21 protein-coding genes are annotated in these 23,301 nt (G+C 37.3%); 18 read left to right on the forward strand and 3 right to left on the reverse strand.

Annotated features, from left to right (window positions below; translation table 11 throughout):
• The first annotated feature begins 12 nt into the window (after nucleotides 1-12).
• From ilvC to ACQKNZ_RS04890, 6 genes are all read left to right on the forward strand, one after another.
• Nucleotides 13-1,044 (forward strand): ketol-acid reductoisomerase, encoded by a 1,032-nt coding sequence (gene ilvC, locus ACQKNZ_RS04865; protein ID WP_154311282.1) that lies wholly within the window; start codon nucleotides 13-15, stop codon nucleotides 1,042-1,044.
• A complete protein-coding gene (locus ACQKNZ_RS04870; protein WP_154311281.1) occupies nucleotides 1,031-2,572 on the forward strand; it encodes a 2-isopropylmalate synthase in 1,542 nt (513 codons plus the stop codon). The genes ilvC and ACQKNZ_RS04870 overlap by 14 nt, the downstream gene beginning before the upstream one ends.
• 23 nt (nucleotides 2,573-2,595) lie before the next feature.
• Nucleotides 2,596-3,696 carry a 3-isopropylmalate dehydrogenase gene (gene leuB / locus ACQKNZ_RS04875; protein WP_427658407.1) on the forward strand — a complete coding sequence of 367 codons (1,101 nt, stop codon included), beginning with the start codon at nucleotides 2,596-2,598 and terminating at the stop codon, nucleotides 3,694-3,696.
• 16 nt (nucleotides 3,697-3,712) lie between these two features.
• Nucleotides 3,713-5,122: a 3-isopropylmalate dehydratase large subunit gene (gene leuC, locus ACQKNZ_RS04880; protein WP_154311279.1), complete on the forward strand. Its 1,410-nt coding sequence runs from the start codon at nucleotides 3,713-3,715 to the stop codon at nucleotides 5,120-5,122.
• Nucleotides 5,123-5,133: 11 nt separating this feature from the next.
• Nucleotides 5,134-5,724 carry a 3-isopropylmalate dehydratase small subunit gene (gene leuD, locus ACQKNZ_RS04885; RefSeq protein ID WP_427658409.1) on the forward strand — a complete coding sequence of 197 codons (591 nt, stop codon included), beginning with the start codon at nucleotides 5,134-5,136 and terminating at the stop codon, nucleotides 5,722-5,724.
• A gap of 497 nt (nucleotides 5,725-6,221) precedes the next feature.
• Complete coding sequence (locus tag ACQKNZ_RS04890) at nucleotides 6,222-7,067, forward strand: VOC family protein (protein ID WP_154311277.1); 846 nt, start codon at nucleotides 6,222-6,224, stop codon at nucleotides 7,065-7,067.
• Nucleotides 7,068-7,242: 175 nt separating this feature from the next.
• Here the strand turns inward: ACQKNZ_RS04890 and ACQKNZ_RS04895 are convergent, their stop codons facing one another.
• The gene (locus ACQKNZ_RS04895) at nucleotides 7,243-8,034 is read right to left on the reverse strand and encodes an SDR family oxidoreductase (protein ID WP_342578192.1); all 792 of its coding nucleotides are present in this window, start codon (nucleotides 8,032-8,034) and stop codon (nucleotides 7,243-7,245) included.
• 153 nt (nucleotides 8,035-8,187) lie between these two features.
• On the opposite strand from ACQKNZ_RS04895, the gene ACQKNZ_RS04900 reads away from it, so the two are divergent.
• The 9 genes from ACQKNZ_RS04900 to cccB all read left to right on the forward strand — a co-directional run bounded on the left by ACQKNZ_RS04900 (nucleotide 8,188) and on the right by cccB (nucleotide 18,914).
• Nucleotides 8,188-9,873, forward strand: a complete 1,686-nt coding sequence (locus ACQKNZ_RS04900) for a methyl-accepting chemotaxis protein (protein ID WP_427658412.1) — start codon at nucleotides 8,188-8,190, stop codon at nucleotides 9,871-9,873.
• A 378-nt stretch (nucleotides 9,874-10,251) separates the two neighbouring features.
• On the forward strand, nucleotides 10,252-10,746 hold the full coding sequence (locus ACQKNZ_RS04905) for a C40 family peptidase (RefSeq protein WP_144537645.1): 495 nt from the start codon (nucleotides 10,252-10,254) through the stop codon (nucleotides 10,744-10,746).
• Between the two features lie 298 nt (nucleotides 10,747-11,044).
• Nucleotides 11,045-11,452, forward strand: coding sequence for a PilZ domain-containing protein (locus ACQKNZ_RS04910; RefSeq protein ID WP_427658414.1), 408 nt, complete (start codon nucleotides 11,045-11,047; stop codon nucleotides 11,450-11,452).
• A gap of 81 nt (nucleotides 11,453-11,533) precedes the next feature.
• Nucleotides 11,534-12,091 carry a ribosome hibernation-promoting factor, HPF/YfiA family gene (gene hpf, locus ACQKNZ_RS04915; protein WP_144537649.1) on the forward strand — a complete coding sequence of 186 codons (558 nt, stop codon included), beginning with the start codon at nucleotides 11,534-11,536 and terminating at the stop codon, nucleotides 12,089-12,091.
• A gap of 165 nt (nucleotides 12,092-12,256) precedes the next feature.
• Nucleotides 12,257-14,767 carry a preprotein translocase subunit SecA gene (gene secA, locus ACQKNZ_RS04920; protein WP_342578195.1) on the forward strand — a complete coding sequence of 837 codons (2,511 nt, stop codon included), beginning with the start codon at nucleotides 12,257-12,259 and terminating at the stop codon, nucleotides 14,765-14,767.
• 28 nt (nucleotides 14,768-14,795) lie between these two features.
• Nucleotides 14,796-15,897 (forward strand): peptide chain release factor 2 gene (gene prfB, locus ACQKNZ_RS04925; RefSeq protein WP_144538236.1). Its coding sequence is split into 2 segments (ribosomal slippage): nucleotides 14,796-14,867 and nucleotides 14,869-15,897, totalling 1,101 coding nucleotides; the frame shifts between segments, so codons are not numbered across the junction.
• Between the two features lie 83 nt (nucleotides 15,898-15,980).
• Nucleotides 15,981-17,444 carry a methyl-accepting chemotaxis protein gene (locus tag ACQKNZ_RS04930; protein WP_427658417.1) on the forward strand — a complete coding sequence of 488 codons (1,464 nt, stop codon included), beginning with the start codon at nucleotides 15,981-15,983 and terminating at the stop codon, nucleotides 17,442-17,444.
• Between the two features lie 241 nt (nucleotides 17,445-17,685).
• Nucleotides 17,686-18,513 carry a YitT family protein gene (locus tag ACQKNZ_RS04935; RefSeq protein WP_144538237.1) on the forward strand — a complete coding sequence of 276 codons (828 nt, stop codon included), beginning with the start codon at nucleotides 17,686-17,688 and terminating at the stop codon, nucleotides 18,511-18,513.
• Between the two features lie 50 nt (nucleotides 18,514-18,563).
• On the forward strand, nucleotides 18,564-18,914 hold the full coding sequence (gene cccB / locus ACQKNZ_RS04940) for a cytochrome c551 (protein ID WP_144537655.1): 351 nt from the start codon (nucleotides 18,564-18,566) through the stop codon (nucleotides 18,912-18,914).
• Nucleotides 18,915-19,024: 110 nt separating this feature from the next.
• Here cccB and ACQKNZ_RS04945 read toward each other — a convergent pair whose 3' ends face one another.
• Together ACQKNZ_RS04945 and ACQKNZ_RS04950 are read right to left on the reverse strand one after the other, a co-directional pair.
• The gene (locus tag ACQKNZ_RS04945; RefSeq protein WP_427658419.1) at nucleotides 19,025-19,306 is read right to left on the reverse strand and encodes a hypothetical protein; all 282 of its coding nucleotides are present in this window, start codon (nucleotides 19,304-19,306) and stop codon (nucleotides 19,025-19,027) included.
• A 10-nt stretch (nucleotides 19,307-19,316) separates the two neighbouring features.
• The gene (locus tag ACQKNZ_RS04950; RefSeq protein WP_427658421.1) at nucleotides 19,317-19,577 is read right to left on the reverse strand and encodes a 2'-5' RNA ligase family protein; all 261 of its coding nucleotides are present in this window, start codon (nucleotides 19,575-19,577) and stop codon (nucleotides 19,317-19,319) included.
• A 729-nt stretch (nucleotides 19,578-20,306) separates the two neighbouring features.
• On the opposite strand from ACQKNZ_RS04950, the gene ftsE reads away from it, so the two are divergent.
• The 3 genes from ftsE to ACQKNZ_RS04965 are packed head-to-tail and all read left to right on the forward strand — an operon-like array spanning nucleotide 20,307 to nucleotide 23,206.
• Nucleotides 20,307-20,993, forward strand: coding sequence for a cell division ATP-binding protein FtsE (gene ftsE / locus ACQKNZ_RS04955; RefSeq protein WP_144537659.1), 687 nt, complete (start codon nucleotides 20,307-20,309; stop codon nucleotides 20,991-20,993).
• A complete protein-coding gene (ftsX, locus tag ACQKNZ_RS04960) occupies nucleotides 20,983-21,870 on the forward strand; it encodes a permease-like cell division protein FtsX (RefSeq protein ID WP_340862790.1) in 888 nt (295 codons plus the stop codon). The genes ftsE and ftsX overlap by 11 nt, the downstream gene beginning before the upstream one ends.
• A 28-nt stretch (nucleotides 21,871-21,898) precedes the next feature.
• Nucleotides 21,899-23,206 (forward strand): murein hydrolase activator EnvC family protein, encoded by a 1,308-nt coding sequence (locus ACQKNZ_RS04965; protein ID WP_340862791.1) that lies wholly within the window; start codon nucleotides 21,899-21,901, stop codon nucleotides 23,204-23,206.
• Nucleotides 23,207-23,301: the final 95 nt, after the last annotated feature.

Genomic DNA, 23,301 nt, shown 5'->3' on the forward strand with positions numbered 1-23,301 from the left:
GAGGAAAAGAAAATGGCGAAAATGTATTATAACGGGGATATCAACGAAGGAACTTTAAAGGAAAAAACAATTGCAATCATCGGTTACGGATCACAGGGTCATGCACATGCACAAAATTTAAAGGATTCAGGATTTAACGTTATCGTAGGAATTCGTGCTGGAAAATCATTTGACCAGGCGGCAGAAGATGGGCAGGAGGTTTACTCCGTTCAAGAGGCGGCAGAAAAAGCAGATGTGATTATGATTTTATTGCCAGATGAAAGACAAAAGGCAGTGTATGAGGCAGAAATAGAAGCAGCTTTAACAGCAGGTAAAGCTTTAGTATTCGCGCATGGTTTTAACATTCACTTCGACCAAATCGTTCCTCCGGCAGATGTGGATGTATTCTTAGTTGCACCGAAAGGACCAGGACATCTAGTTCGCCGTACATTTGAATCTGGAGCAGGAGTACCTGGCTTGTTTGCGGTATATCAAGATGCGACCGGGCAAGCAAAAGACTTAGCTTTAGCTTATGCAAAAGGCATCGGGGCTGCACGTGCAGGAGTATTAGAAACAACGTTCAAGGAAGAAACTGAAACGGATTTATTCGGAGAACAAGCAGTTTTATGTGGTAGTACAACAGCAATCGTAAAAGCAGGCTTCGAAACGCTAGTGGAAGCTGGCTATCAGCCCGAGCTAGCTTACTTTGAAACATTACATGAATTAAAACTGATTGTAGACCTTATGTATGAAGGTGGAATGGCAACAATGCGCTCTTCTATTTCCGACACAGCGGAGTGGGGAGATTTCGTGTCAGGCCCACGCATCATTGATTCATCTGTTAAGGATCGTATGAAGGATGTATTAACAGATATTCAAAATGGTAAGTTTGCGAAGGAATGGATTCAAGAAAATGAAACAGGGCGTCCAAAATATAATGCAATCAAACAAGCCGAATCAGAGCATCAAATTGAAACGGTAGGTGCACAGCTAAGAGAAATGATGCCTTTCATCAATGAAGGGAAAAAAGCGAAGAAAGAAGTGGTGACGAGTGGGCAAAATTGATATTTTTGACACAACCTTAAGAGACGGAGAACAATCGGCAGGGATTAACCTAAACTCCCAAGAGAAGTTAGAGATTGCTCGTCAGCTAGAGAAATTTGGAGTGTCTATTATCGAGGCAGGTTTTCCTGCTTCGTCACCAGGAGATTTTAACGCAGTCCAACAAATTGCGAATACTGTAAGAAATTCGGTCGTCACAGGTCTCGCTCGTTCTATAAAAAGCGACATTGAAACGTCATGGGAGGCATTAAGAGGAGGGGTCCAGCCTCATCTCCATACATTTATCGCTACGTCTCCAATCCATATGCAATACAAACTCAATAAAACACCAGAGCAGGTGATTGAAATTGCAGTTGAATCAGTTAAACTGGCGCGTAAGTATTTTCCTTTAGTGCAATGGTCAGCCGAGGATGCAACGCGTTCGGATAAGAATTTTTTAGTTCGCATTATCAATGAAGTTATTAAAGCAGGAGCTACTACTATCAATATCCCAGATACAGTAGGCTATGCAACACCAATTGAATACGGTGCGCTATTTAGATACTTGTCTGAAAATGTGACAGGAATTGAGAGAGTGAAGCTTTCCGCTCACTGTCATGATGATTTAGGTCTTGCAGTGTCCAACACACTGGCAGCAATTGAAAATGGTGCAACACAAGTAGAGGGAACCATTAACGGAATTGGTGAACGAGCAGGTAATGCTGCACTAGAAGAGGTCGCAGTCGCTTTACATATTCGTAGCGATTACTACCAAGCGGAATCAGGAATTATCCTAAAGGAAACAAAGCGCACGAGCCAGTTAGTAAGTAAGCTTACCGGAGTAGTGATCCAGCCGAACAAAGCAGTTGTAGGGAAAAATGCCTTTGCTCATGAATCAGGCATTCATCAAGACGGTATGCTGAAAAATCCAGAAACATATGAAATTATTACTCCAGAGTTAATCGGAGATGTCGCAACAGAGCTAGTACTAGGAAAGCATTCTGGTCGTCACGCATTCTTTAGCCGTGCAGTGCAAATGGGATTCCAGCTTAGCGAGGAAAAACTAAATGCAGCATTTGCAGCGTTTAAAAAGCTTGCAGATCGCAAAAAGGAAATATCCGATGAGGACTTATTTGTTTTATTGACGGATCAGCAAGTCGACAATGGAGAAGTTGAGGTTTATGAATTAGAGGAATTAATCATTAATTATGAAAACAACATACCGACATCAACTATTACAGTGAAGGTTCCAACAGGAGAGCAAATAAAAGAAAAATGTAGCGGTTCAGGGGCAGTGGAGGCAATTTTCAATACATTAGAAAAACTAGTAAATGGAGATGTTCGAATTTTAGATTATCGGGTGTCATCTGTTTCGAAAGGTCGAGATGCTTTAGGCGAGGCAGTTATTAATCTAACCTATAATGGCGTAACTTCCTCTGGAAGAAATGCTTCGCAAGACGTTTTAAAAGCATCTGCAAGAGCTTATATCAATGCAGTCAATCGACAATTAATGAATGCACATTATCAAGAGCGTGTGGCAGTCAATCAATAAATAAATCTATGGGAGTGAATGGGATGGAAAAAACGATAACGGTATTACCTGGTGATGGAATCGGTCCTGAAGTAACGGAAGCGGCGGTAAAGGTGCTTGAAACAATTGCAAAGCGATATAATCATACATTCAAGCTGCAATTTGCGTTAATAGGAGGAGCAGCGATTGATGCTTGTGAAAATCCACTACCAGAAGAAACAATCAGCTTATGTAGTGATAGTGATGCCATCCTCTTAGGTGCTGTAGGTGGGCCTAAATGGGATCAAAACCCATCTCATTTACGCCCCGAAAAAGGATTGCTAGCAATTCGCAAGCACTTTGGTCTTTATGCAAACATTCGTCCAGTGAAGGCAATTCCTGCTTTACTAGAATCTTCTCCACTCAAAAAAGAAATAGCGGAGAATGTTGACATGGTTATTGTTCGTGAGCTAACAGGTGGATTGTATTTTGCAGAGCCTCGTAAGAAAACAGAGGATTACGCGTTGGATACGCTTGTTTATACTCGACCAGAAATTGAACGAATTGTTGACACAGCGTTCCAACTTGCAAGAAGTAGACGAGGAAAGCTGGCCTCTGTAGACAAAGCGAACGTACTTGACTCCAGTAAGCTATGGAGAGAAATAGTGGAAGAGAAAAAGCAAGGATATCCGGACGTTGAGGTAGAGCATATGCTAGTCGATTCAACAGCGATGAAGCTGATTACAAAACCAGGTGCATTTGATGTAATCGTTACAGAGAATATGTTTGGCGATATTTTAAGTGATGAGGCATCTGTAATCACAGGATCTCTAGGAATGTTGCCATCCGCAAGTACACGAGGTGATGGTTTTGGACTTTATGAACCGGTTCACGGGTCTGCACCAGATATCGCTGGTCAAAATAAGGCAAATCCAGCTGCCTGCATTTTATCAGCGGCAATGATGCTACGAGAGGCGTTCCAAATGGAAACAGAAGCTGCGGCAATTGAAGAGGCTGTGTTTAGTGTATTAAATGATGGATATTTTACAGGAGACTTGCAGACTAAAGGAATAAGCGTTCTTTCAACAAGTGATTGGACCGACAAAGTGTTGGATGAATTGGATTCAGAGTTTGTTTCAGAAAGCATTATGTATTCATACGTTTAAAAGGGAGAGGGACTAAATGGCAAAAACGATTATTGAGAAAATTTGGGATGAACATATTGTGTATGAGGAAGAAGGGAAACCAGACCTTCTCTATATCGATCTTCATTTGCTTCATGAGGTGACTTCTCCACAGGCGTTTGAGGGCTTACGTTTAAATAATCGTAAAGTTCGCCGACCAGACCTGTGCTACGCGACAATGGACCATAATGTGCCGACTAGAAACCGGGAAGAAATAAAAGATGTAATTGCACGTAAACAGATTAATACATTACAGCAAAACTGTGATGAATTTGGAGTTCCTTTAGCTAATATCGGTCATCCTGACCAAGGGATCGTTCATATAATTGGCCCGGAGCTAGGGCTAACACAGCCTGGAAAGACAATTGTTTGTGGTGATAGCCATACTTCGACACACGGTGCCTTTGGTGCAATCGCTTTTGGTATCGGAACAAGTGAAGTAGAGCATGTCCTGTCTACACAAACTCTTTGGCAGGCTAAACCAAAGACAATGGAGATAAAGGTAACTGGTGAGCTAGGGATAGGAGTAACAGCTAAAGATATTATTCTGGCTATTATCGCTAAATTCGGAATCGATATGGGAACGGGTTATATCGTGGAATATACTGGTGAAGCTATTCGCAAGCTAACTATGGAGGAGCGCATGACAATCTGCAATATGTCTATTGAAGCAGGAGCAAGAGCAGGATTGATTAGTCCCGACGAGACTACTGTAGAATTTTTAAGAGGTCGAGAATACGTACCAGAAGGTGAAGCATTCGACCGAGAAGCGTCACGATGGCTACAGTTGGCATCGGATAATGGAGCTATTTACGATAAAACCTTAGAAATCAATGCCAATGAAATTGAACCATTTGTTACTTGGGGAACGAATCCATCTATGGGATCTGGAGTCTCCCAAAGCATTCCTTATATAAAAGATTTTCATGAGTCATCCGATCAGCAGGCTCATGAAAAAGCACTTACTTATATGGGCCTGCAGGAAGGTATGGCTTTAACTGATATTCATATTAGTAACGTCTTCATCGGCTCATGCACTAATGCTCGTCTAAGTGATCTACGCGATGCTGCTAACATAGTGGAAGGACGTACGGTGCATCCGAATGTCAAAGCAATTGTTGTACCAGGTTCTCAAACTGTAAAAAAACAAGCAGAAGACGAAGGAATAGACCGAATTTTCAAGGCAGCGGGCTTTGAATGGCGCGAATCTGGCTGTAGCATGTGTCTAGCAATGAATGATGACATAGTACCTTCAGGTGAGCATTGTGCCTCAACTTCAAATCGCAACTTTGAAGGCCGCCAAGGAGCAGGAGCGAAAACTCATTTAATGAGTCCAGCAATGGCAGCTGCAGCTGCAATAGAGGGGCATATTGTAGATGTACGCAAATTTCAGCTAACGCATGCATAAGGAGGAGAACCATGGAGCCAATCAATGAAATTAAAAGTGTCATAACACCTTTAAATAGAAAAAACGTCGATACAGACCAAATCATCTCTAAAGAATTTCTCAAAAGAATCGAGCGCACTGGCTTCGGTAAATACCTGTTCTACCATTGGCGCTTCGACGAGGAAGGAAAAGAACGAACAAATTTTGTATTAAACGATGAACGCTATAAAGATTCAACTATTTTAGTAGCACATGATAACTTTGGCTGTGGCTCCTCAAGAGAGCATGCGCCATGGGCGATTTTGGACTATGGCTTCCGAGTAGTTATCGCGCCAAGCTTTGCAGATATCTTCTATAACAACTGCATGAAAAATGGCATTCTTCCTATTAAACTATCAGTTGAAGAAGTAGAAGCAATCCTCAGCAAGGAAAACTACTCTGTGGAAGTAAACTTAGAGTCACAAACAATAATCGGAGAAGATGAAGTAACATACTCATTCCCAATCGACCCCTACCAAAAGAAAATGCTCCTAAATGGCTGGGATGAAATCTCCTTAACCTTCCAATACGAAGACCACATTAAAGACTACGAAGAAAAGAAACTTGCAGGAGCACAATTATAAAGATTTAGCCACTAATCTAAAGAAGATTAGTGGCTTTTTATTGATAAAACATAGTTTTTGCAGCTGAACTAGGATTTAGCATAGACATTCTAAGCATAAAATAGCTTTATGACCGGATAGAGCTCATTTATGACCGGATAAAAATATTTATGACCGTTCAAGAGAGATTTATGACCGGATAGATTTTTTTATGACCGCATAGAAAAATTTATAACCGTTCGCAGCAAAAATAGACTTTGGAGCAGATTTATTTTGCAATAAAGGCAATTCTCAATGCAATTAATGGCTATTTTATCTAGAAAAGAGGATTTAGCGTAGACATCCCGCATTCGGTGCAGGTTCATTTTGTAACAAAAGTTATCCCCATTGCGAGAATAGCTTTTAAAAACAGGTAATATAATTCCTATGTTTGTCTACAATGAAAGAGAGTTGACTTTCTTAGGTAATTAAAATATAATTACTTACGAAAAGTAAGTTAATTAGAGGAGCCAATAACTATGAAATTTCATCAAAAACCATGGACTTACGTAGAGCTAGTAGAGTTAAAGGTATCAGACTTAGAGCAATCACTTAAATTTTATGAAGAAGTAATAGGGTTTAAAGTATTAGATAAACAAGCAAACAAGATATGGCTAACGGCTGATGGACAAACGGCGTTGTTATCAATTGAACAGCCTGATAATGTAGAGCCAAAGCTACCTAAAACGACGGGTCTTTATCATTTTGCATTACTATTACCTAGTCGTGAAGATTTGGGCGCTGTTTTAAGATTCTTTGCAGAAAACGGAATTCGCATTGGTGCAGGAGACCACTTAGTGAGTGAGGCACTTTATTTAAATGACCCAGATGGGAACGGAATAGAGATTTATAGCGATCGGCCTGATTCTGGATGGAAGTGGGATAATGAGTTTGTTGCAATGGATACATTGGCAATTAATGCTCAAGATATTTTAGCAGCTGGAGCAGGAACAGAGTGGAAAGGATTGCCTAGTGGAACAGTAATGGGACATATTCACTTGCAGGTGGTGGATATCGAGGAAGCCAAAGAGTTCTATGAGCTATTGGGCTTTGAAGTTGTTACTCCTTACCCAGGTGCACTATTTATGTCCACTGGAAAATACCATCACCATATTGGATTGAACACTTGGGCTGGTGCAGGGTCCAAACCCGCTACAGAAGAAATGACCGGATTAGAAGCATTTAATATTATCTATCCTTCTATACAAGAAAGAGATACTGCGATTACTAATTTAAGAACAAAAAATATTTCTATTCTTGAAGAAAACGATATCTTTTATACAAAGGACCCTTCTGAAAATAAAATAAAGATGGTTGTTAAATAAATAAAAATGCCTCCTAAATTCTAGGGGGCATTTTGCGTATAATTTCATTTCCTTCTATATAAGACAGCTTCACCAATTTAATGTTTATCCATAAAACGCTCCAACCTCTTTAAGTAAATAGAGGTTATCTCAACATATAAACTTTTTCAAAGCAATGCACGTCTTCTCCCTCATTTTAAAGAGCCTTTAACATTCCACCATCAATAACTAAATTTTGACCAGTCATATAAGTATTTGCTTCGGAGCATAAAAAAGTTATCACTTTGGCAAATTCTGCTGGCTCCCCATATCTGCCCATCGGAATCACTTGTTTGAATCCATGGCGAACTTCTTCTATTGTGATATCTCGCTTTTTAGCAGCAATTTCATCTAGCTCTGTTACGCGGTCTGTTTGAATCCGGCCTGGCCCCACTGTATTAATCAGAATATTATCATTCCCATATTCTCTCGCTATGCTTTTCGACAAACCAACCATACCTAAACGGAAAGTGTTCGACAAAATTAAACCATCTAAGACCTCTTTTGTAGAAGATGACGAAATGTTAACTATTCTGCCGAAATTTTGCGCTTGCATGTGTGGGAGAGCTTGTCGAATAGTGCGTATATAGCTAAGCAAATTTTTTTCAAAAGCCTTTGCCCAGTCCTGATCGGTTACTTGGCCAAATCCACCGGGTGTCGGGCCTCCTGCATTATTGACAAGAATATCTACACCACCAAGCTTTGTCTTTGCTTCTTTGAACAATTGAACAATATCTTCTTCCTTCGTAACGTCACAGACGGTATAAAATATTTCAGCATTACCGCTATTTTGTTTGATTTCCTCTAATGTTGTTTTTAATTCTTCTTCATTTCTACTAGAGATAAGCACCCTAGCTCCTTCTTTAGCAAACTGTAAAGCTGTTGCCTTTCCTAAACCTTTACTTGATGCAGTCACAACCACGCGTTTATTTTGAAGTCCTAAATCCATTATTGATCACTGCCTTTCCGTAAATATATGTTAATAATAATTTTACATTTAATATTCTGTTTTGTCAGTGTAAAGGTAATATTAAGAATACGTAAATCAAAACTGTTTTAGAAAATTATATGCTATATTTTCATTTAGGGGGGCTGAATACCTATGTTGAAGTGGTCAAAAATGCCAATTAGAATGAAGTATAACGTTGCTTTTTTTAGTTCTTTTCTCTTGTTTGGAGTCATGACAATATTGTTAATATACCAAGTGACAAAAAACTACAATCTTACAAATGAGCTAGAATTATCTTCTAAGAATGTGGAATATGTAGACAGGATGATGAATGAAAATGCAGGAATGTATATTGCCATTACTCACTTTACAGGAGATCCAATTGAGCAGTATGAAACTGATTATCAAACATATAAAAAGAACCTGGAGTTACTTTTAAATGAAAAAAACAGATTTACTCAAGCAGAGAAGGAAAAGGTGTTAAGTACGATCCAAGGTATCCAAACTATCTATGAAACCAATCTTAGAACATCTGTACTAAATAAAGAAAACGTTGCCAAACGAAGGCAACTGAATGCTATACATACTCAATACAATGATCTTACATCTCTCCTAAATGATCAAAGAGAGAAAGAGTCGAATAATAGAGAAACAATTATAGAAGAAATGAATGAAAGCCAATTACAAACAATCCAATGGATGATTGGTTCGTTTCTTATATCAGGAGTCTGTTCAATTGGCTTGCTACTTTTGACTAACAGGCAAATTAAAGAGCAATTATCAATAGTTGCCTATTCTGCTAAAGAAATTTCTAAAGGAAAACTAAAAATAGCTCCAATTCCTATACTTAGTCAGGATGAATTAGGAGAGGTTTCGAGTGCTATGAACGATATGAAGGATAACCTCAAGGAGATGGTTACTATTATAAAAGCTACATCTAACAAGCTAAGTGAAGATAGCGTTTTATTAAAAGAGAATTCTTACCAATCCGTTGCTGGAGTTAACAGCGTACAGGAGGCAATCGAAGAGGCAAGCGTTAATATGAACGAGCAAAGAAATATGTCATTAGATATAAAATCTTTCCTAGAAAGATTCTCAGAGACCTTAACAATGGTAGCGGATCATGCCAATGAAGTAAAATTACAAGCTAAAAGTGCTGTAAGTATTGCAGATGCAAGTGCAATCGCTTTAAATAATGCAATTTCGGAGGTTGGGATTCTTAGATCTTTATTTAAGTCCGCTGACCAAGAAAGAAAATTACTACAGAAGAAAACAGAAGAAATAGTAAGATTAACCTCAAAGGTTCAATCTATTTCTAAGCAAACAAATTTATTAGCATTAAATGCTGGGATTGAAGCTGCGAGAGCTGGGGAACATGGCAAGGGGTTCAGCGTGGTAGCAGAGGAGGTAAAGAAACTAGCAGATGATGTCTCGGAAACCGCAGCAATTATTCGCGAAACTTCCATCTATATAACGGAGCAAGGAAATGACCTGAAAAAAGTATTTGCCGAAGGTCTTACAACAGCAAATTCCAGTGAGTTAGTGTTTCATTTATTACAGGAAAAATTAGAGGTCATCATTAATTATATCCATCAATCAAACGAACAAAACAATCAAATGGCTTTATCTATGCAGACTATAGAGAATGATAAAAACGAAACAGAAAATAGAATAATAGAACTCGCAAAGTCAATCGATATAAATTCAGGCTATATGGATGAAACAGTTCAATTGCTTTTCCTTAATGTCAAAAATATTAAGTCCTTATCGAAGCTAATTAGTGATTTAAGCGATCAAGCAGAAATTTTAGAGCAATCTACAACTCGCTTCGAACTTTAAAAAATATCATGTATATGAGATTAAAATATGACTTAAAAGTATATAGGTAAATAGTTTGTTAAATGTTTTAAAATTGCACCTTCTAGTGATAAAATTTTTTCATATGCTCTTTGAACTTAATTTATGATAATTGTCCCAATATCCATTTTAAAAGATTTCACAATATTAATAATGAAAAACATCGACTTTTTGTCGATGTTTTTTTATATAAATCCCTTTATACCAAGGGTTGTCCATATTTCCAATGAAAAAAGCTCTGTTACATTAGACGTTCTTTGTAATGAAATTGTTACATAACTGTAAAATAAAAAAGGTTTAAAAAGTGATAAGATGAATTCAGTTAAGTTTTCAGAAAATTTATGACGTCGGAGGAACTACATGAACTTGAAGTCTATATCGCAAAAAGTCATTGGTATAATAATTTTATCCATGCTTTTAGTCACACTTCCATTTGCAGCAAGCACCGAAGCTTCTAGCTCAATAGATTCATCTGAATTAGTAGCAACCGCTAAAAACTTAATAGGTATTAAATATCGCGGAGGCGGAACTACAACTGCTGGATTCGATTGTTCAGGCTTTGTAGGCTACGTATTTGATGATTTAGGCATTAATCTTCCAAGATCATCCGCAGGTATGTATGCGACTGGTTCTAAAGTTGAAAAAGATAACCTAGCTTCAGGAGATCTTGTTTTCTTTAATACATCTGGTAAAGGCATTTCACATGTTGGAATATACATTGGGGATGGAAAATTTATTCATTCATCGACTTCTAAAGGCGTGAAGGTAGATAAGTTAAGTGATCCTTATTATTGGGGCAAACGCTTTGTTGGAGCAAAAAGAGTCGCAGATGTAACAATGACAGCAAATAAATAAAAACATATACCCGGATACCTTATCGTATAGTGCGATAAGGTATTTTTTTATTACTAAATAAATAATACGGCGCTACAGCGAATGACAATCAGCATAAGCGCTTTTGAACTTTTGTAGTTTGAATAATTATGCGGTGGTTTTAAGATAACTAAAGAGAGGTATATAGGTTAATAATAACTTCCACTCTATAACTACAATATGGAGTTTGCATACTATTAATTTCTTGATAATTATTCTTCCGTTAGTCATAATGGAGGGAAGAAATAGGTTAATATTGGTGTGTGTGGGAGGAATTACAATGCAGTATAAGAGAAATGAATATTTTCGATACACTTTCGGTGAACCTTGTGAGGCAACATTTCGTTTAATAAAGGACACGGGAGGTGACCGCCCTACAGAATTCTCGAATAAAGGGAAGTGTCAAATCATAGATATAAGTCCCAATGGCTTAAGGATAATTACAGAGCTTTCTATTGTAATTGAGCTATTAAAAGTGATAGAAGTGAATTTTATCATTGATGAGACACCACTTAGTATGATTGGGGAACTCGTGTGGTCTAAGAAAAATGTCAATGGCTTCGAATACGGAGTGCGATTGAGTGGAAATCAAAATAACGAGCAAAAAATCGTAAATGACCTTAAAGTACGAAGTCGAAAAGAAATGGAATTAAAAACCAAAAATGTGTCAAGATTCGACAAAAAATAATTATTTTATTTTACGAAAAGAAGGATATTTAAAAGGAAATGTTGAAATATTATATAGAGTTAAATTAAAGGAGGAGTTTACATGCTAAACTTTAACATTCGTGGAGAAAACATTGAGGTGACTCCTGCAATTCGTGAGTACGTTGAAGGTAAGGTCGAAAAAGTCGGTCGTTACTTTAACGAAGAAATTCAAGCGACTGCAAACGTCAACTTAAAAGTGTACAATGACAAACAAACTAAGGTCGAAGTAACAATCCCGATGAAGAATTTAACTTTAAGAGCGGAAGAACGTCATACTGATATGTATGCCGCTATTGATCTTATAGTAGATAAATTAGAGCGTCAAATTCGAAAATATAAAACTAAAGTAAATCGTAAAAGCCGTGAGCGTGAGGGAGTAGGAGCATATTTTGCTGCTATCGATCCACCGGATGCTCCAGTTTCTCTTTCAGAGGAAGACGAGTACAATATCGTCCGTACAAAACAGTTTGATTTAAAACCGATGGATCAGGAAGAAGCAGTATTACAGATGAATATGCTTGGTCACAGCTTCTTTATCTTTACTGATGCCGATTCAAATGGTACGCATATCGTCTATAAACGTAAGGATGGAAAATACGGTTTAATCGAAACAAATTAATTAAACCAATAAAAATTATACCTAAAGTAAGCATATCGACATAAAGTGACAAAAACTCTTCTCTTTTCATGGAGAAGAGTTTTTGTATTTATGGCTCACCTCATTTGCGTGAGTATGTAACGAATGGTAAAATGGAGAGTAAGACTAAATGGGAAGTGAATATAAATGCTTAATGTTCTTAATAAAGTGTTCGATTTAAATAAACGTGATTTAAAACGATTAGAAAAAATCGCTGATAAAGTAGAAGCATTGGCTAGTGAAATGGAAGCTCTTACTGATGATGCACTAAGCGCAAAAACGGAGGAATTCCGTGAAAGGTTCTCTAAGGGTGAGACTTTAGATCAGCTTTTACCAGAGGCATTTGCCGTTGCGCGTGAGGGAGCTAAACGAGTACTAGGTTTGTATCCATTCCGAGTGCAAATCATGGGTGCAGCAGCACTGCATGAGGGTAATATTGCAGAGATGAAAACTGGGGAAGGTAAAACCCTAACGTCTACTATGTCTGTTTATTTAAATGCCCTAACAGGACAAGGAGTCCACGTAGTAACAGTAAATGAATATCTGTCTAGCCGTGATGCTGCGGAAATGGGTAAACTATATAATTTCCTAGGTCTATCTGTTGGACTAAATTTAAATTCTCTTTCTAAAGATGAAAAGCGTGAAGCATATGCTGCTGATGTTACGTATTCCACAAACAATGAGCTAGGATTTGATTATCTTAGAGATAATATGGTGTTGTACAAGGAAGAAAAAGTACAACGTCCGCTACACTATGCCGTAATAGATGAGGTTGACTCCATCTTAATCGATGAAGCGAGAACGCCTTTAATCATTTCCGGACAAGCAAACAAGGCTGCTGCACTTTACAAGCAAGCAAACGCATTTGTTCGTACCTTGAATAAAGAAGAAGATTATACGTATGAAGAGTCAACTAAAGGTGTAACTTTGACTGATACAGGAGTTGAAAAAGTAGAAAAAGCTTTCCATATCGAGAACTTATTCGACTTAACTCATGTTCGATTGAATCATGCGATCAACCAATCTCTAAAAGCACATGTTTCCATGCATTTAGATGTTGATTATGTTGTGCAAGAAGGTGACGTAGTCATCGTTGACTCCTTCACCGGACGACTGATGAAGGGCCGTCGTTATAGTGACGGATTGCATCAAGCGATTGAGGCTAAGGAAGGCTTAGAAGTACAAAATGAATCGATGACAATGGCTACGATTACCTTCCAAAACTTTTTCCGTATGTATGACAAGCTGTCAGGGATGACAGGTACTGCTAAAACAGAGGAAGAGGAATTCCGTAATATTTATAATATGAATGTTATTGCTATTCCAACGAATAAACCGATTGCTAGAGATGATCGTCCAGATTTAATCTATGCATCCATGAATGGAAAGTTCGAAGCGGTTGCAGCTGATATAGCAGAACGTCATAAAAATGGACAACCAGTTTTAATAGGTACTGTTGCGATCGAGACTTCTGAAATTATTTCAAAGCTGTTAACAAAGCATGGCATCAAGCATAATGTATTAAATGCAAAAAACCATGAGCATGAAGCAGAAATTATCGCAACTGCAGGACATCTTGGTTCTGTAACAATTGCCACTAACATGGCTGGGCGTGGTACAGATATCAAGCTTGGAGACGGGGTTTTAGATGCTGGTGGGTTAGCAGTAATTGGTACTGAGCGTCATGAGTCGCGTCGTATTGATAATCAGCTACGAGGACGTTCTGGTCGTCAAGGGGATCCTGGTGTGACTCAATTCTATCTTTCTATGGAAGATGAATTGATGCGTCGATTTGGTTCAGACAATATGCGCACTATGATGTCTAAGCTTGGAATGGACGATTCACAGCCTATCCAATCTAAAATGGTATCCCGTGCAGTGGAATCTGCTCAAAAACGTGTAGAGGGTAACAACTTCGATTCTCGTAAGCGTCTATTACAATATGATGATGTTTTGCGTCAGCAACGTGAAATTATATACAAAGAACGTAACGAAGTATTGGAAACAGAAAATATGCGTGCTTTAGTTGAGACAATGATCTTTGCTGCTATTGAGCGTTTAGTTACTGCTCATACCAATGCAGAAAATAAAGCAGAGTGGAACTATAAGGCAATAGAGGATTATGTTCAAGCTAATCTGCTTCCAGAAGGTGTCATCACTCAAGCAATGTTAGAAAATATTTCTCAAGATGAAGTTATTGAGAAAATTAAAGATGAAGTAATTAGCTTTTATGATGCAAAAGAAGCGGAAATGACTGCTGAGCGCATGCGCGAATTCGAAAAAGTTGTTTTACTTCGTTCAATTGACTCTAAATGGATTGATCATATCGATGCGATGGATCAGCTTCGTCAAGGTATTCACTTACGTGCATATGGACAAAATGATCCACTTCGTGAATACCAAAGTGAAGGGTTCGCCATGTTCGAATCCATGGTAGAGGCTATCCAAGAGGATGTAGCGAAGTATGCTATGAAAGCAGAAATCCGCAACAACCTGGAGCGTGAAGAGGTAGCTAAAGGGCAAGCTGTGAATCCAAAAGAAGAAGGCGGTCCTGTTAAGAAAAAACCAGTTCGCAAGCAGGCCAATGTAGGTCGCAATGAGCCATGTCCATGTGGTAGCGGAGAAAAGTTTAAAAACTGTCATGGTGCAGTTAGATAATAGAGATATTCGGAGGAACAAAAAAATGATAGAAATTTCAGTTGTAAGAAATGAATTAGACCGTACAGCCGGTAAGTTAAAAGACTTTAGGGGGTCTCTTTGACTTAGAAAATAAAGAGGTTCGTATTCAGGAATTAGAGGAGTTAATGACTTTCCCAGATTTTTGGGATGATTCTCAAGGAGCTCAAAAGGTTATTAATGAGTTAAATGGTTTAAAAGGAATTGTTGAACAATATTATAATCTTGTATCTACACAAGAAAATCTGGAAATGACTCTTGAATTATTGAAAGAAGAGCCAGATGAAGAATTACAAGAAGAGCTTGGAAAAGAGTTAAAAGAATTCACTACTGCTCTAGAAGAATTTGAACTTCAATTATTACTAAGTGAAGAATATGATAAGCACAATGCTATTTTAGAATTGCATCCTGGTGCGGGTGGAACAGAATCACAGGACTGGGGTTCCATCCTTCTACGTATGTATCAGCGTTGGGCAGATAAACGCGGCTTTAAGGTTGAGACAATTGATTACTTACCTGGTGATGAAGCTGGTATTAAATCCGTTACCTTACTGATAAAGGGTCATAATGCTTACGGTTACTTAAAAGCAGAAAAAGGCGTTCATCGTCTTGTCCGTATATCTCCTTTCGATTCATCTGGTCGCCGTCATACATCGTTTGTTTCGTGTGAGGTTATGCCAGAGTTTAATGATGAAATAGAAATTGAAATCCGCACAGAAGATTTAAAAATAGATACGTACCGTGCAACAGGTGCCGGTGGTCAGCATATCAATACAACTGACTCAGCAGTTCGAATTACTCACTTGCCGACCAACACAGTAGTAACTTGTCAAACGGAGCGTTCACAGATTAAAAACCGTGAACACGCAATGAAGCTTTTAAAATCTAAGCTATACCAATTAAAAATTGAAGAACAGGAAGCACAGCTTGCTGAGATTCGTGGAGAGCAAAAAGAAATCGGATGGGGTAGTCAAATTCGATCTTATGTATTTCATCCATACTCAATGGTTAAAGACCACCGTACGAATGAGGAAAGTGGAAACGTCCATGCGGTTGTAGATGGTGAAATAGACCCATTCATTCATGCATACCTACGCTCCAAAATAAATTAATAGACGGTAAAAACTCCCATGTTATAATAAAATTACATGGGAGTTTTTATGTGTTATTTTATATTGGGAATGGAGAAAAGGAAATGAACATTAATGAGTTGAAGCAGAAAGATCTATTAAGAAAAAATACCATACTTTATATTGCTTATGCATTAGCAGCTGGATTAGGGCTATTAGTGCAAGTTATGATGCAAGCGAAAACTGCAATTATTATTTCAATAGGTATACCCTTTGTTGCTTCTTTTATTTTTTACTATTTTGCTAGAAAATCGATGAATATTGCCAAAATGTTTCCTTATATTATTATATTGGCTACCGCAATTACTGCAGGTAGTACAGCTTATTTCAATGTAATCAGTATAGCGACAATTATTTTAGCATTCTTCGTACTTATATTAAGTAGTATTCATAATGATCGTTTCGTTTTTATATATGGTTTTGTTTTATCAATTATTGCCATGTCTATAAATGTTGTAAGGGATGAGCCAAACTTATTTGAGGGGCAAACAGTAAATGTGTTCTTTATACATTTTATAATGGCATTGGGCATCTATTTACAGGTTACTCAAAGTAAATCTTTGTTCTCAAATGTAGAAAGATTAATGGGTGAAGCCGCTCTTAAAGCTAAAGAAGACAGTCTTCTTAACGATAAATTGGAAAATGCAGTACATATCATCACTTCAAATTTAGAACAAATTCGTCAAAGTACACAATCTGCTAATATAGCTCAACAGGAAATGCTAACTGCTGTAGGGGAAGTCAGTAGCGGGGCTCAACGTCAAGCTGACAATGTAGCTGATATTGTCCATAATACAGAAGCTACTTCTAGCTCAGTGAAAGAAATGGCTATTAACTTAGAGTCGATAGTTCAGAAGGCAGAAGTAGCAGGAAAAAACGCTTCAGATGGGTCACTGGTCATGGAGGAAATGACGAAAGACATTAACCAATTTACAATCTTTTTCGAGGAATTAAACCAAACGTTTCAAAATCTTTTTGAAAAAATTACTGAAACAAATCGGTTTGCCAGCGACATTCGTCAAATTACAGAGCAAACAAATCTTTTAGCTTTAAATGCATCTATAGAAGCTGCACGCGCTGGAGAACACGGTAAGGGATTTGCGGTAGTTGCTGAAGAGATACGAAAACTAGCAGGTGTAACCAATCAAACGGTAGAGAAAATAGACGATAATCTAAACAATGTCAACAAGTTTAATGAGGCAGCTCTGCAAAAGCTTGAAATAGGTTTAGCACAAATTCACAATCAGTCAGAAACAGCTGAACAATCTAACAAATCGTTCAAAAATCTATTTGAAACGATGAGCTCACTTCAACAGTCGTTGGCAACCTATTTAAAAGAGATTGATACGATTGCAAAAAACAGTGAAGAAATTAACATAAGTACTACCGAGTTTGCTGCAATTATCGAGGAAAGTACGGCAACTGTAGAGGAACTAAATGCGACACTAGTAAATATTACAGAGGATCAGCTAGCCATTGCCGATTATATTGAGGAAACCTATAAGGAAGCACAGTCCATTAATAACTAATCTATTATGTTTAAACTGCGTATCTAATTAATTTTAGATACGCAGTTTTTATGTATGATTTTATTTAACTATATAGTACATACTAATCAAATCAATCTATTAATACGTCATCTTGCTGAAGTTCACAAAAATGTCTTCTGTTGTTATACTATTTCAGGTTGAATAAAAGTATTTACATGAAAGAGGAATTACGATGACTACAACGACAAATAATAGAGTTCATAAAGAAATGGCTCCATGGATGGTACAAGCAAGAGATTATTTTTACGTCATAATAGGAGCAGCAATAATAGCTCTTGGCTTTAACGTATTTTTATTGCCGAACCAAGTAGCCTCCGGGGGAGTTAGTGGAATAAGTACGATATTAACAGGAGTATTTGGCTGGGAGCCAGGACTTGTTCAATATGCTTTCAATATTCCATTATTTATAGCAGGTTTAATATTTCTTGGAGCAAGGTTTGGTATCAAATCATTAGTAGGAACCTTAGTGCTACCAGCTGTTGTCTTATTAACAGCAAGCTGGGAACCATGGACATATAATCCATTGTTAGGCGCTTTGTTCGGTGGAATCACAGTAGGGCTAGGATTAGGAATTGTCTTCAGAGGCGGTGCTTCCACAGGTGGAACGGATCTAGCTGCTCAAATTATCACCAAGTACACAGGTTTTTCATTAGGAAGAAGTGTTTTACTTATCGATGGCTTAATTGTACTGAGTGCAGCAGTAGTATTTGATATAGAAAAGGCTTTATACGCGTTGATTGGGTTATTTGTTACAACAAAAACGATAGATATCGTGCAGCTAGGATTTAGCCAATCTAAAATGATTTATATAATTACGAATAAACAGGATGAAATAAGGGAAGCTATATATAAGGAGATTGATCGAGGTGTGACGAAGCTTCCTGCCTATGGCGGATATACCAATGAAGAGAAATCTATCCTTATGGTGGTGGCCTATCAAACAGAGTTCACAAAGCTGAAACAAGTAGTCCAAATCATTGACCCCACTGCGTTTGTCATAGTTTCTGATGCCTATGAGGTATTAGGAGAAGGTTTTAAAAGGTACTAAATTTGGTATAATAAGAATGCAATTCCATAATGTTGAGGGAGGTTAAATTAATGAACAAAAAATTACTAGCTGTCATCTTTGGAGCAGGTCTAATGCTTGCTGCTTGTGGTGGTGGAGACGATGAAGCAAAAGACACTTCAACAACTGATGATGGATCAACAGGTTCTTCTGAAACTGCTTCTGTAGATGCAGAGAAGATTGTCAATTCTAAATGTATTACCTGTCATGGTGGAAATTTAGAAGGACAAGGTAGCTTCCCAGCAATTGCTGATGTAGGCTCTCGCTTATCTGAAGATGAAATCTTAAATGTTATTTTAAATGGACAAGGCGCAATGCCACCAAAAATCATTCAAGGCGAAGAAGCAGAAGCAGTTGCTGCATGGTTAGCTGAGAAAAAATAATTAAATGAACGAAAGCAGCTACTTGTAAAAGTAGCTGCTTTTTTGAATGATAAGAAAAGAATGTAAAAAAAATATTGAGTAGTACATATGTAAAACTAATTTTTGAGAGGTCAATTGCTTAAAGAAATATCTAAATGTCTTTCATATCTTTGCTTTCCATTGTTTAATTCATAAACTCTAATAAAATTAACTTCGAATTGAGGGTATGGTGTCAATTCTATATCTGCTAATCTTTCCATTTCTTTTAGTTCTTTTTTTGAGAGCCCAGTAGAAACGTTTCCACCATACTGTGCTTTCCCAAGAGTTAAGTGAGGTACAAAGTCATCGAGTTCAAAATACTGTTTTATTGAGACTTCTGACGGTGAAACCTCCTTTACTATTTTTTGATGCAATTCGTGTAAACTATTTGAGCGAACACTCAAAATATAAAATGTTATCTCCAAAATACTTTGGCTTATCTAATGACACTTGAAAAGACTTAAAATCCTTACACGCCTTTTGTACTTTGTCTTTCCACTTTTTATCTGCGGTTAATCCCCCTTGTGCTTTCAAAGTAATATGTGGCTCAACACCTAATTGCTTAATCCATCTACGTTGAAAATGCTCAATTCGTTCTAAATATTCTTCTGGTGGGACAATTCCTATAAAATACTCTACTTTCATTCTAATCCACTCCTATTTTTCTACGTTTAAATAATTTTAGCAGAAATAAAACAGCCTTCTTAAAAGACAAGAAATAAATGAAGTAAATACTACATGAATTCAAAGTATATATTTAAAATCGATCAATGACGCAACTTAAGAATGAGAGCATTTTTCAGGAACTAAGATTTTGAGTTTGCATTATTCAATAGCATTCATTATTGATTGATTGAGACGACAGGCGGCGACTCCAGTGGGAGGAGGGAGAAATAGAAGCAATCACATCGGACGCGGAAGCAAAGGTGATGGCATATCGCTCACTCCTCGGAAAGTGGAGATCCAGTCTACTTTTTAAAATATAACGGATACCTGCCCTGTATGATGCTAAATACTCTCTTTTAAATGCTAGTAAATGACATATATTGAAGGAAATTAATGAAAAATAGTTTAAATAATCAGAGTAATATCACGAAATGTTCAATTTATTGGTGGAAAATAGACTTTACTGTAAAAATTTTCTCTTAATCGATTTTATAGCAGGAGTTTTGAATGAATGTGTAGAAATAAGGGGTATAGTCCTTTTGTAAGGGAGCATAAAATACCAAAAAAACTGAAAAATCGATAATTATTTAGTTTTTTTGACTATATTTACCTACAAATTGAAATCTAATTGTAACATTAACAAAGGTCTCAAGTGTTATAATAGGCATTGTTGTATTTAATCAAAGAAAGTAATTAGGTGGTATACAAATGATAGAAATGACTAACGTCTATAAAAAATATCCTAATGGTATTGTTGCTGCTAATGGGATTGACGTAGCAATTAAACAGGGTGAATTCGTATACGTAGTTGGCCCAAGTGGAGCAGGTAAATCGACATTTATCAAAATGATGTATCGAGAAGAACGCTCAACGTCAGGTACGATTGTAGTCAATGGTATGAACTTAGCTACATTAAAAAACAAAAATGTTCCTTACTTGAGAAGACAAATTGGAGTTGTCTTTCAAGACTTTAAATTACTCCCACGTTTGAATGTATATGAAAACGTTGCTTTTGCATTAGAAGTAATCGAGGAATCCCCTAAGATTATTCGTAAAAAAGTAATGGATGTGTTGGAGTTAGTTGGATTAAAAAATAAGGCAAGAATGTTCCCAACTGAATTATCAGGTGGAGAACAACAACGTGTTTCGATTGCGCGTTCCATTGTAAATACTCCTAAACTAGTAATTGCAGATGAGCCAACAGGAAACTTAGACCCCGAAACATCATGGGAAATTATGAATATTTTCGAAGAGATTAATTCCCGTGGAACTACAATTGTTATGGCAACTCACAATAGAGAAATTGTAAACACAATTCGACACCGTGTTATTGTAGTTGAGGGTGGATTAATCACTCGAGACGAGTACGGAGGAGATTACGGATATGAAGGCTAGAACAGCAGGACGACACTTCCGAGATAGTTTGAAAAGTATTAGCCGAAATGGTTGGATGACCTTTGCATCCGTTAGTGCTGTAACCGTTACATTATTACTTGTAGGCGTGTTCGTCATGATTATGATGAATTTAAATAAAGTAGCCGATGATTTAGAACGAGACGTAGAGATAAAAGTTTACGTGGAATTGACTGCAGACGAAGCATCTGTCACTACGTTACAAGAAAATATAAAAAGCATTCCCGGAGTTTCTGAGTTAACTTACGCTACTAAGGGAGAAGAATTAAAGAAGCTTGTTATGGATTTTGGGGAAGACCTTGAATTATTCGAGCAAGAAAACCCTTTACATAATGTTTTTTACGTAAAAGCAAAAAACCCTCAAGAAACTGAAAAGGTTGCGAAGGAGATCGATCAGTTAGATAACACTTTTGAGGTTAGTTATGGAGAAGGAAAAATAGAAAGACTATTTTCTGCCTTAAATATGGGTAGAAACGTAGGTATTGTACTTATTTTAGCGCTATTGTTCACAGCGATGTTTTTAATATCGAATACTATTCGTATTACGATAGTTGCTAGAAGAAGAGACATAGAGATTATGAAGCTAGTTGGAGCTACAAACTGGTTTATCCGTATTCCTTTCATATTGGAGGGTATGTGGCTTGGTATATTAGGAGCGATACTACCAATCACACTAGTTACGGTGCTTTACTATAATCTTTATAATGCATTGCAGCCTAAATTAGAATCAGGAAATTTATTTAATTTACTAGAGTTTTCCCCATTTATCTATCAGTTAAACGGCTTGATCTTGTTAATGGGAGTTTTAATCGGTGTATGGGGCAGTTTCATGTCTGTACGAAAATTTTTACGAGTATAAGTAGGTAGCTTGAAGGGAGCAGGGAGATTTGAGAAAACAGTCGAAATGGGTGCTGCGCATATTTGCAGTGGCAGCATCTGGAGCGCTTTTATTTAACACGCCAAGTGCTCTTGCCAATTCATTGAATGACCTTAAAAAAGAACAGCAAAACATTCAAGAAAAGAAAAGTTCTATTCAATCAAATATTAAAGAAACTGAAACGAAGATTGATACAAATGAGTCCAAAATTGACCAAATTATGGCTCAAATCCAAGCGTTGGATAATGAAATTATGGCAACCGAGAAAAGTATTTCAGCAGTTTTAAGTGAGATTGAAAAAACCACGACTGAAATAGAAGCTCTTAAGGCTTCTATTGCTGAGCTAGAACAGAAAATTGCAGACCGTGATAAACTTTTGAAAGAAAGAATTCGCGCAGTTCAAGTTAGTGGTGGATCTGTAAATTATTTAGATGTTTTACTTGGAGCTAATAGCTTCGTAGATTTTATCGACCGTTTTTCAGCAGTTAATACATTGATGGAAGCCGATCGAAAAATTTTAAAAGAGCAAGCGGAAGATAAAGCAAAACTAGAAGAGCAAACAGCAAGCTTAGAGAAAAAACTTCAAGAGCAAGAAGATAGCAAAGCACAACTTCTTTCATTAAAAGCTAATTTAGATAGCCAAAAATCTTCTAAGGGTACTTTGGTTGACCAGCTAGAGGCAGAACAAGCAAAACTTTTAGAAGATAAAGAGCAAATGGAAACTGAATATGAAGAAGTTTTAAACTTAGATAAAGCAATTCAAGATAAAATCGTCGCAGAACAAAAACGACAAGCAGAAATAGCTAGAAAAGCAGCAGAAGAGAAAAAGAAAAGAGAGGCTGCAGAACGTGAGCGTCAGCAAGCCGCTAGCGGATCTACAACATCTATCCCAGAAGTTTCTTCTGGTAACTGGACTAAACCTGCATCCGGTCGATTTACTTCTGGATATGGATATAGAATGCATCCGATATATGGGAAAGGCAAAATGCATTACGGAATCGATATTGCAAACAGCACAGGTACACCAGTATTATCGGCAGCTGATGGCGTAGTTTCATATGCATCACCTTTAAGCACATACGGTAATGTTATTATGGTTACACATTCTATTGATGGCCAGACTATTACTTCCTTATATGCTCATTTAAGCAGCATTAAAGTAAGCGTTGGACAAGTTGTTTCAAAAGGCCAGCATATTGGCGCGATTGGAACTACTGGTAACTCAACTGGACCACATCTTCACTTCGAAACTCATCTAGGATATTGGGAAGGTATGGCAAGTAACTCAGTTAACCCATTAAGATATATTTCTTTATAAAATGAAAAGACACTTCTATTACTTAGGAGTGTCTTTTTTTGTACACATTTATAACAAAACAAAAGGAATAGAATAGTATTCTAATTCTACTTATG

It is taken from the genome of Psychrobacillus sp. NPDC093200, assembly GCF_050280345.1.
Classification (GTDB): domain Bacteria; phylum Bacillota; class Bacilli; order Bacillales_A; family Planococcaceae; genus Psychrobacillus; species Psychrobacillus faecigallinarum.